The sequence below is a fragment of the Exiguobacterium sp. s28 genome (genome assembly GCF_018618135.1).
In the GTDB taxonomy this organism is placed as follows: Bacteria; Bacillota; Bacilli; order Exiguobacteriales; family Exiguobacteriaceae; genus Exiguobacterium; species Exiguobacterium mexicanum_A.
Genome location: NZ_JACSLL010000002.1, coordinates 22,540 through 35,229, shown reverse-complemented (window position 1 = coordinate 35,229; position 12,690 = coordinate 22,540). Strand labels below are relative to the sequence as shown.

Annotated in this window: 9 protein-coding genes; all 9 read left to right on the top strand. The window is 53.6% G+C overall.

From position 1 onward, the window contains the following. Nucleotides 1-10: 10 nt before the first annotated feature. Nucleotides 11-937 carry a bifunctional riboflavin kinase/FAD synthetase gene (locus tag KNP78_RS02520; RefSeq protein ID WP_034777286.1) on the top strand — a complete coding sequence of 309 codons (927 nt, stop codon included), beginning with the start codon at nt 11-13 and terminating at the stop codon, nt 935-937. Nucleotides 938-1,061: 124 nt separating this feature from the next. Further along, complete coding sequence (gene rpsO, locus KNP78_RS02515; RefSeq protein ID WP_015881433.1) at nt 1,062-1,331, top strand: 30S ribosomal protein S15; 270 nt, start codon at nt 1,062-1,064, stop codon at nt 1,329-1,331. Between the two features lie 132 nt (nt 1,332-1,463). Continuing rightward, complete coding sequence (pnp, locus tag KNP78_RS02510; RefSeq protein WP_214823237.1) at nt 1,464-3,680, top strand: polyribonucleotide nucleotidyltransferase; 2,217 nt, start codon at nt 1,464-1,466, stop codon at nt 3,678-3,680. Between the two features lie 50 nt (nt 3,681-3,730). Next, entirely contained in the window at nt 3,731-4,948 is a 1,218-nt protein-coding gene (locus KNP78_RS02505) for a M16 family metallopeptidase (protein WP_214823236.1), read from the top strand. Nucleotides 4,949-5,031: 83 nt separating this feature from the next. Continuing rightward, the gene (locus KNP78_RS02500; protein ID WP_232939398.1) at nt 5,032-6,492 is read left to right on the top strand and encodes a UDP-N-acetylmuramoyl-L-alanyl-D-glutamate--2,6-diaminopimelate ligase; all 1,461 of its coding nucleotides are present in this window, start codon (nt 5,032-5,034) and stop codon (nt 6,490-6,492) included. 3 nt (nt 6,493-6,495) lie between these two features. Next, nucleotides 6,496-7,749 carry a lipid II:glycine glycyltransferase FemX gene (locus tag KNP78_RS02495; RefSeq protein WP_214752742.1) on the top strand — a complete coding sequence of 418 codons (1,254 nt, stop codon included), beginning with the start codon at nt 6,496-6,498 and terminating at the stop codon, nt 7,747-7,749. Continuing rightward, complete coding sequence (locus KNP78_RS02490) at nt 7,746-8,399, top strand: M15 family metallopeptidase (protein ID WP_034777291.1); 654 nt, start codon at nt 7,746-7,748, stop codon at nt 8,397-8,399. The genes KNP78_RS02495 and KNP78_RS02490 overlap by 4 nt, the downstream gene beginning before the upstream one ends. A gap of 95 nt (nt 8,400-8,494) precedes the next feature. Next, entirely contained in the window at nt 8,495-10,162 is a 1,668-nt protein-coding gene (locus KNP78_RS02485) for a ribonuclease J (protein WP_034777292.1), read from the top strand. A 62-nt stretch (nt 10,163-10,224) separates the two neighbouring features. Further along, a complete protein-coding gene (locus KNP78_RS02480) occupies nt 10,225-12,402 on the top strand; it encodes a DNA translocase FtsK (protein ID WP_034777293.1) in 2,178 nt (725 codons plus the stop codon). The last annotated feature ends 288 nt before the right edge of the window (nt 12,403-12,690 follow it).

Below are 12,690 nucleotides of genomic sequence, written 5' to 3'. Positions count from 1 at the left end.
AGATTGAAGTATGGAAACGATCCATCTGACGTATCCTGAGACACCAGACCTGGTCCCTTCGGTCATGGTGCTCGGATTTTTCGACGGCGTCCACACCGGACATCAGGCCGTGATTCGGCATGCACAGGCGCAAGCGAAACAGCTCGATGTACCCGTGACCGTAATCACGTTCGACCCGCACCCGAAACAAGTGCTCTCAAACAAACCGGATGCGGTCCGTTATATCACACCGCTCCAGCGGAAATTGAACCGAATTGCCGGACTCGGTGTCGAACGGTGTATCGTCATCACGTTCACGAAAGAGTTGGCGAGCCTGTCACCGCAACAATTCGTGGATGACTATTTGATCGGTGCCGGTGCGGTCCACGTGACGGCAGGTTTTGACTACTCGTACGGTAAATTTGGCGAAGGGACGATGGAGACGCTGCCGTATCATGCGCGCGGTCGCTTCACGACCTCGGTCGTCGCCGAACAGACGAGCGGCGGCGAAAAAGTGTCGTCGACGCGGATTCGTCAATTGCTCGGTGCCGGTGACGTCGATGTGGCGAGCGAGTTGCTCGGTACGCCGTACGTCATCTGCGGGGAAGTCATCCACGGCGACGCCCGTGGCCGGACGATCGGTTACCCGACAGCGAACGTCGTCATGGACGCATCGTATGTCATGCCGCGTCTCGGTGTCTACGCGACGCGTGTACGGCTTCAGGACGGCCGGACGTTCGATGCGATGACGAACGTCGGGCGGCGGCCGACGTTTTATGCGACCGGGGACGTCTCGATCGAGAGCCACTTGTTCGATTTCTCAGAGGATCTATACGGGCAACTGATCGAGATCGAATGGATGCATTACTTGCGTGACGAGCGGGCGTTCGACGGACTCGACGCACTCATCGCTCAACTCAAGCAAGATGAGACAGCCGCCCGGGCAATCCTGTCTTGACTTTGAATGGGTGGTACGGTATCCTAATTTGGTACGCAAAGTACACCGCTTCGCTTGGCTGGACGATTCACCAACGACGGCTCGGCAACGCGGCAATTTTCTATTAAATGGAGGTGGAGAGGCAATGGCACTCTCAAAAGAACGTAAAAACGAAATCATCGCGGAATACGCGACAAAACAAGGTGACACTGGTTCACCGGAAGTTCAAGTTGCAGTATTGACTGAACAAATCAACACTTTGAACGATCATCTTCGTACACACAAGAAAGACCACCACTCACGTCGCGGTCTTTTGAAAATGGTTGGACGTCGCCGTAACTTGCTTACGTACCTTCGTAACAAGGACGTTACACGTTACCGTGAATTGATTCAACGCCTTGGTCTCCGTCGTTAATCCGAACGGACCATGTGACGGACTGGGACACTTGTTCCTAGTCCGTTTCTTCTTTTTTGGGAGGAAAATCATTAGACATTCATATGAATGAGTTACATAATAAACTAGATAAGGTTTGAGAGGAGAATGTTCATGTTAGGTACGAAACAAGTCTTTTCTACTAAATGGGGCGGTCGTCCGCTATCTGTAGAAGTCGGGCAACTTGCGAAACAAGCAAACGGCTCGGCACTCGTCCGTTATGGGGACACGGTCGTGCTCGCCACGGTCACAGCATCGAAAGCGCCGAAGGATTTAGATTTCTTCCCGCTCACGGTCAACTATGAAGAAAAATTATACTCGGTCGGTAAAATCCCAGGAGGTTTCCTCCGTCGGGAAGGACGTCCTGGAGAGAACGCGATTTTGACATCACGTCTCATCGACCGTCCGATCCGTCCGCTTTTCCCTGACGGATTCCGTCACGATATTCAAGTCATGATCTACGTCATGTCGAACGATCCAGACTGCTCGGCTGAAATGGCCGGTATGCTTGGAACGTCGATCGCACTCTCGATTTCGGACATCCCGTTCGACGGGCCGATCGCCGGAGCGACAGTCGGACGTGTCAACGGTGAGTTCGTCGTCAACCCGACGACAGCTCAACTCGAACAGACGGACCTTGAGCTCCAAGTCGCCGGAACAGCAACTGCGATCAACATGGTTGAAGCAGGCGCGAACGAAGTACCGGAAGACGTCATGCTCGAGTCAATCTTGTTCGGTCACGAAGAGATCAAGAAATTGGTCGCGTTCCAAACAGAAATCGTCGAAGCTGTCGGGAAACCGAAGTTCGAATATACGGTATCGAAGTTTGATGACGCTTTGTCGGCTGAGCTCGAAGCAGCACGTCCAGAAATCAACGCCGCGGTTCAAGTCGAAGAGAAGCATGCACGTGACGCAGCAATCAACGAAGTGATTGCCAAATACGTAGCTGCATACGAAGAATCACTCGCTGACGAACCGGCCAAGTTGAAAGAAGTATCTGGCATCTTGAACAAGTTCGTCAAAGACGAAGTCCGCCGTTTGATCACGGTCGACAAAGTTCGTCCGGACGGTCGTCGCCCGGAAGTCATCCGCCCGCTCGCATCAGAAACGGGCTTGTTGCCACGCGCCCACGGTGTCGGTTTATTCACACGTGGACAAACACAAGTCATGTCGGTCGCGACACTCGGCGTCATCGGAGATGCTCAAATCATCGACGGCATCGGGTTAGAAGAGAACAAGCGCTTCATGCACCACTATAACTTCCCGCCGTTCTCGGTCGGAGAAGCTCGTCCGGTGCGTGCGCCAGGTCGTCGTGAAATCGGTCACGGTGCCCTCGGAGAACGTGCACTTCTTCCAATCATCCCGAAAGAAGCCGACTTCCCGTACACGATTCGTCTCGTCTCGGAAGTACTCGAGTCGAACGGTTCGAGTTCACAGGCGTCAATCTGTGGTTCGACACTCGCCCTCATGGACGCAGGTGTGCCGATCAAGGCACCAGTTGCCGGGATCGCAATGGGTCTCATCATGGAAGGCGAACACTATACGGTCCTCACTGACATCCAAGGTCTCGAAGATCATCTCGGAGACATGGACTTCAAAGTAGCAGGAACGAAAGACGGGATCACGGCGCTCCAAATGGACATCAAAATTGCCGGGATCACGCGTGAGATCTTGGAAGAGGCACTCGAACAAGCACGTTCAGGCCGTCTCCATATCTTGAACCATATGCTTGAGACGCTCGACGCACCGCGTCCGCAGTTGTCGAAGTATGCACCGAAAATCGTGACGATGACGATCAATCCGGACAAGATCCGCGACGTGATCGGACCGGGCGGGAAGATGATCAACAGCATCATCGACCAAACGGGTGTCAAAATCGATATCGAGCAAGACGGTACAGTCTTCATCGCGTCGACCGATCAAGAAGGCATCGACATGGCGATGGCGCTTATCGGCGACATCGTCCGCGAAGTCGTCGTCGGCGAAGAGTTCGATGCGACGGTTCGTCGTATTGAGAAATTCGGCGCTTTCGTTGAGTTGTTCAAAGGGAAAGACGCGCTCGTCCACGTCTCTGAGTTCAGTCTTGATCGCGTCGCGAACGTCGAAGACGTCGTTAAACTCGGTGATACAATTAAAGTCCGCGTAACGGAAATCGATGACAAAGGCCGAGTCAATGCCTCGCACAAAGTGCTCATCCTTGAAGGATTGTCACCGGAAGAACGCGAAGCATACGAAGCGAAACGTAAAGCGCAGCGCGAGAGCCGTCCACCACGTGACAGCCGTCCGCCGCGTCGTGACGGAGACCGTCGTCCGCCACGCCCGACAAACTAATCATGATGGCCATCGTCTGGTGCGATGGCCTTTTTCATAGGAGTGATAACATGGAATGGATCACATTAGACAACGGCGTCCGCATCGTGATTGAACCGATGGCGGATGTCCGCAGCACGTCGACCGGTGTCTTTATCAAAGCTGGCACTCGCACCGAAGGCATGACCGAGATTGGCATCAGCCACTTGATTGAACATATGCTATTCAAAGGAACAAAGACGAGAACGGCAAAAGAGATCGCGTCGTTCTTTGATGAACTTGGCGGAAGCGTGAACGCGTTCACGTCAAAAGATCATACGTGCTATTACGTGAAGACGCTTGACGAGCACGCGGTCATCGCCTTCGACGCGCTCGCCGACATGCTATTCGATTCGTTGTTTGATGAGACGGAGCTCGAGAAAGAAAAGCGGGTCGTCTTAGAAGAGATTAAAATGTATGAGGACACCCCGGAAGATCTCGTCCACGAGCTGCTCGCGAAAGCCGTCTATAAAGATGATATTCTCGCCGAACCGATTCTCGGGACGGAAGCGAGCGTCCTCGGACTATCTCGGGAGCAATTGCTCCGCTACGTCGCTTCGACGTATACAGGCAACCGTGTCGTCGTCTCAATCGCCGGCCACGTGCCGCAAGAGTTGGTCGAGGCGGTCACGAGAAGGTTTGCCGACCTTCCATCAGGGGAATCACCGAAAGAATCGACGACGCCGATCTTGTATAGCGACGTGGTGAAAAAACAGAAAGAGACGGAGCAAGCGCACCTGTGCTGGAACTTCGAGGCGATTGCCGCCAAAGACGATCGATTGCCGCATTTGGCCTTGTTGAACAATGCGATCGGGGCGACGATGTCGTCACGGCTGTTCCAGTCGATTCGAGAAGAGGAAGGCCTCGCCTACTCGATTTACTCGTACTATACGACGTTCGACGACCACGGGACGTTCACCATTTATATCGGAACGTCACCAGAAACGCTCGCGCAAGTCGAGACGATCATGACGCGTGAGCTCGAAACGTTAAAAGCGGATGGGCTGTCCGATGAGGAAGTCGAGAAAGGGAAACGACAACTAAAAGGGTCGCTCGTCCTTGGGAACGAGAGCACGAGCGCACGGATGAACCGCAACGGACGCAACCTCGTCCTGCTCGATGAAGTCGAGGATTTGAACGAAGTGCTCGACAAAGTTGATCGCATTGAAACGCGTGACGTCAACACCCTCATCAATGAGGTGCTCGGCCACGCCCCTGCCAAATCATATGTCCTTCCGTCCGAAGACTGACTTGAAACCGAATTGTAAGTTCTCTACACTGATTAAGAGGTATTCTTTACTTTGGACAGGAACAGGTGAAAGAAGGGAAAGACTTGAACTTAACGGATTTAGCTAACCACATACAATTGATTAATCAACCAAACCTACAAGGCATCACGGTGACCCATGTGACGACCGACTCGCGTGAAGTCGTCCCAGGGACGCTGTTCGTCGCCATTAAAGGCTATACGGTCGACGGTCACGACTACGCTGATTTAGCAGTCACTAAAGGCGCAGTCGCCGTCGTCAGTGAACGGCCACTCTCTTTGAGTGTGCCGAACTTGATCGTGCGTGACAGCACACGTACGGTCGGTCTATTGGCGTCCGCGTTCTATCAATATCCGTCTGAGCAGATGCGTCTGTTCGGGATCACGGGAACGAACGGCAAGACGACGACGACGACCATTTTACGTGATGTCCTCACCGAGCTCGGACATAGCACCGGCTTGATCGGCACGGTCGAGGTACGCATTAACGATACGGTCGTCCCGAGCAAAAACACGACACCGCAAAGCTCTGAGCTGCAACAGTTGCTCGCCCGGATGCACGAAGAAGGCGTCACCGATGTGATGATGGAAGTGTCATCGCACGGACTCGAACTCGGTCGCGTCATCGGTACGGACTTCGATATCGTCGGCTTCACGAACTTGACGCATGACCATCTCGATTTCCATGGTACGTTCGAAAACTATGCGCGGGCGAAAGGCTTATTGTTTGCTCAACTCGGACAGATGGCGTCGCGTCACAAAGTTGCCGTGTTGAACGCGGATGATCCGTACAGCAAGCTGTACGAGACGATGACGGGCGCCCGAGTGATCACGTATGCAATCGACGAGATGGCCGATGTGACGGCATCAGATATCGTTCAGACGCTGTCAGAGACGAGTTTTAGCCTCAACTACCAAGGGGAGAGTCATCCGTTGACCGTTCAATTCATCGGAAGGTTCAACGTGTACAACATCTTGCTCGCGACCGGGTGTTTGATCGCTGCCGGCTATCGTTTGCCCGAGATCGTTCAAGCACTCGAGTCGATTCATCCTGCCAAAGGGCGGATGCAACGTCTCGACGTACCAGGGTATAACGTCTATGCGGACTATGCGCATACACCGGACGGCATCGAGCAATGCTTGAAATCACTCGTCGGTGTCCCGAAAGAGAAGATCGTATTCTTGATCGGTACAGGCGGGAACCGTGACGTTACGAAGCGGCCGACGATGGGAGAGATGGCCTCGAAATATGCGGGAACGGTCGTCATCACGACGGATGACCCGCGTTTTGAAGCGTACGACTCGATCACGAGCGGAATCGCCGCCGGGATGACCCACGATAATTTCGTCGAGATTGGGGACCGGGAAGAGGCTGTCCGTTATGCGGCTCGGTTGGCCGAACCGGACAATATCGTCGTCTTGGCCGGAAAAGGGCATGAGAAATATCAAATCATCGGTAATGAGAAAATTCCGCTAGATGAAGAAGCAATCGTCCGAGCGACAATTTTGAAGACGGAGGAAATATGATTTATGGCAGTACAACCGATCACCTTGACAGAGAAAGAGCATGACGATTTCGTCAAAACACACGACCGTGGGGACTTGCTTCAGCTTTCGAGTTGGGCCGACGTCAAACGACAAAACGGCTGGTTCGCCGAGCGGGTCGCCGTCGCGAACGATGGGGTGACGAGCGGGGTGGCATTACTCTTATTCAAACGTGTGCCGAAGCTCCCGTTCACACTCTGCTATGCGCCACGCGGCTTCGTCGTCGACTATGACGACGTGGCTTCTTTACGGGCATTGACCGAGGAGGCGAAGCGGGTCGCCAAGGCGAACAAAGCGATCGTCGTGAAAATCGATCCGAATATCGATCGAGATGAAGTGCCAGGTCTATTGACCGAGATGGCGAGTCTCGGCTTCGCCCATAAAGGATACGGCGGTGGGTTTGATTACGCCCAACCGCGGTTCACGATGGAGACGGATTTACGCCCGAGCGAGAAAGACATCTTCGGCAAATTCCATCATAAATTCCGCTATAACGTTCGCTTGGCCGAACGGAAAGGGATCGTCTGCACGGAAGTCGGGCGCGACGGGCTTAAGACGTTCGCCGACTTGATGAAAGTGACGGGCGAGCGTGACGGTTTTGCCATTCGTGGACTTGACTATTTCGAGAACCTATACGATTGTCTGCAACCTGATGACGCCCGTTTGTTTTTGACGAAACTCGAGCCGAAACTCGCACTCGACCAACAGATGGCCACGCTCAAAAAAGCGGAGCGTGACCTTGGGAAAATCGAACGGTCACTCGAGACGGAAACGGTCGAGAAGAAACGGACGAGCTTGTTGAACCGTCAAAAGCAGACACGTGAGCAAATCGAGAAGATTCAAGCCGCGTTACCTGAACTGACGGAGTTACACGAGAAATACCCGAACGGTCTCGTCTTGTCGGGCGGTCTGTTGACGCTTGCCGGACGACGCTCGTATTATCTGTACGGGGCATCCTCGAACGAGTTTCGTGAGTTCATGCCGAACCACCTCATGCAATGGACGATGATGCAAGCAGCCAAGGCGAGCGGGGCCGAACGCTACGATTTCGGTGGCGTATCGGGTAGCACGGAGCCTGATGACGAGTATGCAGGGCTTTATGCGTTCAAGTCGGGCTGGGGAAGCGATTTGATCGAGAAAGTCGGCGAGTTCGACCTCGTCTTGAATCGTCCGCTCTATTTCGCCCTCGAGACGGGATTACCGCTCGTCAAAGGACTCCGTAAACGGTTGCGCCGATGAAATGGACCGGCGTTTTGACGTTCGCGATGACGGCGTTTTTAGTCGGAATCTTTTTAGCGTACACGTTGTCACGTCCGGGCCCGATGCCATGGGTCGATGAACCGACATTTGAAGCGGGAATGTGTGAACGCAACCCGCGCTCGGAAGATGTCGTCGTCGAGCGGAGTGAACAGGCGTTCGCGAAGCTTCATCCGCACGTCCGCGAACGGAGCGAATCGTTCGTGCGCCTGGCCTACTCTTGCCTCGGCCTCGAGGTCCGTCTGACGTCGGGGTATCGGTCGGCCGATGAGCAGAACGCGCTCTATGCCCAAGGGCGCTCGAAACCGGGACAAGTCGTGACGAACGCCAAGGCGGGACAAAGTTACCATAACTATGGGCTCGCCGTCGATTTCGTCATCATCCACAATAACCGTGCCGATTACAATCTCGAGTCGGACCACAACCGATCGGACGAACCCGATTGGCAAGAGTTAGGAGAACTCGGCAAAGCACTCGGCTTCGAATGGGGCGGGGATTGGAGAAGTTTTCCGGATTACCCGCATTTACAAATGGACTTCGGCTTGTCGATTCGCCAACTCGCTTCCGGGAAACGTCCGGACGACAAAGCGACGATGCCACTCGCCGATGTGATGAAACCTCTCGTCAATTGAACGGAAATGTTGGCATATCAGCAGTTTTCCGATACAATATTCAGTAGCGATAAGTGGACGAAACAGAATATGCAACATCTAGGAGGTTTTTGTTAGTGTCAAAGAAGAAGACAGAGAACGTTAGCGTCTTTGCGCTTGGAGGCGTAGGCGAAATCGGGAAGAACATGTACGTCGTGGAACTAGACGACGACATCTTCGTCATCGATGCCGGCCTTATGTTTCCAGGCGATGAGATGCTCGGGATTGATATTGTCATCCCAGACATTACGTATTTAAAAGAAAATAAAGATCGGGTACGCGCGATTTTCATCACCCATGGTCACGAAGACCATATCGGTGGGCTCAGCTACGTACTCCGTGATTTGAAGCACGTTCCCGTGTATGGGACGAAATTGACGCTCGGTTTAATCGAGCTCAAATTGAAAGAGGCGGGCTTGTTAAAAGAAGTCGACCTCCGATTGATTGACGCCAAAACGAAATTGACTATCGCTGATCATTTCATCACTTTCTTCCGCGTCAACCACTCAATCCCGGATTGTGTCGGTGTCTGCATTCAAACGTCACAAGGCGCCATCGTACACACGGGCGACTTTAAGTTTGATTACACGCCAGTCGATGGGAAACAGTCGGACTTTAACAAGTTGGCAGCCATCGGCCAACGCGGCGTCCTCTGCTTATTGTCAGATTCGACGAATGCGGAACGCCCTGGCCAAACTGGTTCGGAGTCGCTCGTCGGCGCCGAGTTGAACGATGTCATCTATCAAGCTGAGGGCCGCGTCATCGTCGCCTCTTTCGCTTCGAACGTGCACCGTCTTCAACAAGTGTTCGCGGCAGCCGAGGCGAACGACCGCAAAGTCGCCGTCGTCGGTCGCAGCATGGTCAATATCGTCGAAGTGGCGCAGAAGCTCAACTACCTTCGCTTCAAGCCGAAGACGCTCGTCGAGCTGTCGCAAGTGAATCGCTTGCCTGACAACAAAGTCGTCATCTTGACGACCGGTTCGCAAGGCGAGCCGATGGCGGCCTTGACGCGCATGGCGCGCAACGCCCATAAGCAAGTGAACATCCGCTTGAACGACACGGTCGTCATCGCGGCGACACCGATTCCTGGGAACGAGAAGTCCGTCTCGAAGACGATCGACCTTTTGTTCCGCTCAGGAGCGAACGTCATCTATAACCAACGGAAAGTACACGTCTCGGGACACGGTTCGGCCGAAGAGCTCAAGCTCATGCTGAACCTCGTCAAACCGAAGTACTTCCTTCCGATTCACGGAGAATACCGGATGCAGATGGCCCACTCGAAACTCGCCGAGCAAGTCGGTGTGAAATCGAACAACATCTTCATCGTCGAAAAAGGGGATGTCGTCGAGTTCACGGGACGTAAAGCTCGGATGAGCCGGAAAGTACCGGCCGGCAACGTCTTGATCGATGGGATTGGCGTTGGGGACGTCGGGAACATCGTCCTCCGTGACCGTCGTCTCTTGTCACAAGACGGTGTCGTCCTCTGTGTCGTCACGTTGAACCGGAAACAGAAGAAATTGATTTCAGGACCTGAACTCATCTCGCGCGGATTCGTCTATATGCGTGAATCCGAAGAGATGATCTCAGAAGCGAACCGCATCGTCACGAAACAGATCGAGAAGAGTCTCCAGGCTGGAAGTGATTGGACCGAGTTGAAATCAAATATCCGCGAGCGGCTCAGCGTCTACTTGTTCGAACAGACGAAACGTCGTCCGATGATCTTGCCGATCATCATGGAGATTTAAGGAATTGAGATTGAGGCAAAAGTCATCAGACTTTTGCCTCGTTTTTTTAGGAGGAATCTAAGGTGGCACAAAAATCGAGAAAAACTCCGGCGAAGCGGAAGCGACCGACGACAAGGCGTGCGAAAAAACAGCCAATCCCACTACGTACATATGGCTGGGTCATGTTCGTCATGTCGATCACGGCGTTCATCTTCTCCTTGTTCGACTTCGGTTGGGTCGGGAATCAGACGTCACTCCTCGCGACGACGTTATTCGGAGGCTGGGGGGCACTCACGTATTTGGCAATCGCATTCACGTTGCTCGTCTTTTTAAACGAATTTCGTCCGATGCAACGGACGGGCATCCTGTTCCTGTTCGTCTCGTTTCTCATGTTCGGAGATTTGGTATGGGGAGCGGAACGGGGGACGATCAACGGGGCGCTGTATCAGCTCAACCAATACTTGCTCTCCGACTTTGGGATCATCTTTTTAGGCGTGCTATGCATGATCATCGGGATCTCGCTCTTATCGCCGACGATTTGGCGGACGATCGGGTCGCGCCTGCTCGAGACCGGTACGGCCATCAAACAAGAGTGGCGCGACCGGGAGCGGGTCAAACCGGCTCCGGTGTCCAATCGGAAGAAGGCGGTTTCGGCACCGGCAAAAGTTGAATCGAAGCCGGTCGAAGCCGAGCCTGAAGCAGACGCGGTGACGATGCATGACATCCCGATTGTCGGGTTCAGCGAGAAAGTCGTCGCCGAGAAACGTCCGAAAACGGAAGAAGTGGCCTCGACGGAGGAAGTGACGGAGCTACCGACCGAGGACATGATGATGACGGCGTCACAAGACGTGTCGGACACGTATGAATTGCCGACGTTCACCATCCTCAGCGAACCGGTCGTGACCGACCTGTCCGGCGAGAACGCCCGTTTGAAAGCAAATGCGACAAAACTCGTCCAAACGCTCAAATCGTTCGGCGTCGGTGTGAAGGTGTTAAAGATTCATCTTGGTCCGACCGTGACGAAATATGAACTGCAACCGGATATCGGGGTCAAAGTGAGCCGCATCACCTCGCTCAGCGATGACCTTGCCCTTGCGCTTGCCGCCAAAGACATCCGGATCGAGGCGCCGATCCCAGGAAAGGCCGCCATCGGGATTGAAGTGCCGAACCAGGAAGTGGCCCCGGTCTGTCTCCGTGAAGTGCTCGAGGCCGATCCGGTCAAGCGGGAGCAGTCGCCGCTCCTCGTCGCCCTTGGGCGCAGCATCAGTGGCGAGACGGTGACGATCGCCTTGAACAAGATGCCGCACTTGCTCGTCGCTGGTTCGACCGGTTCCGGGAAATCGGTCTGTATCAACGGCATGATCGTGTCGCTCTTGATGCGGACTCGTCCTGATGAAGTCCGGCTCATGATGATTGATCCGAAAATGGTCGAGTTGAACGTCTATAACGGTGTCCCACACTTGCTGACGCCGGTCGTGACGGATCCGAAGAAAGCTGCCCAAGCACTCAAACAAGTTGTCGCCGAGATGGAGCGGCGCTATGAGTTGTTCAGCCGTTATGGTGTGCGGAATATCGAAGGCTATAACGAACTCGTCGATAAATCGGACGATGAGGACGCCAAACGTCTGCCGTTCATCGTCGTCATCGTCGATGAGCTCGCCGATTTGATGATGGTCGCCTCGAACGACGTCGAGGACGCGATCATGCGTCTTGCCCAGATGGCACGGGCGGCCGGCATCCACATGGTGCTCGCCACCCAGCGTCCGTCTGTCGACGTCATTACGGGCGTCATCAAAGCGAACATCCCGTCCCGCATCGCGTTCGCCGTCTCGTCGCAGACGGATTCACGGACGATCCTTGACGGGGGAGGTGCTGAGAAGTTGCTCGGCCGGGGTGACATGCTCATGCTCGCCAACGGGATGAACAAACCGATCCGTGTGCAAGGTGCGTTCGTGTCGGACCAAGAAGTCGAAACGGTCGTCAATCATGTCATCGCCCAGCAACGGGCCCAATACGTCGAGGCGATGATGCCGAAAGAAGAAGAGGTCACGACCATTGATTCGGACGATTCATTGTTCGAAGAAGTCGTTCAATTCATCTTGACGCAAGAGACGGCGTCCACTTCGATGATTCAACGAAGATTCCGCATCGGTTATAACCGGGCAGCCCGCTTGATCGATTCACTCGAACAAGCCGGATATGTCGGGCCGTCAGAAGGCTCGAAGCCGCGGAAAGTGCTCATTAACCAACCAGAGGGTTAATAAATAAAACGAACGATTAGGTATAATCAATCCTAATCGTTCGTTTTTTATCTAATTTCAGATAATCCGGTTCAAACGACACGATCGGGGTCGACGTCATGTTGGGACGAACTAATATAGCACATCTGACCTATTTGATTCATTAGGACATACTACTAAAAATGTTGAACCGCTTTCATTTTTTAATACCGTTTTCATTTTACGATTTCTTTTCAAAGCCTGCCAGAACAGGTAATATAGACTATGAAGTGTACATAATCCCTTCACTTTAAAATATTTCCCTGATTC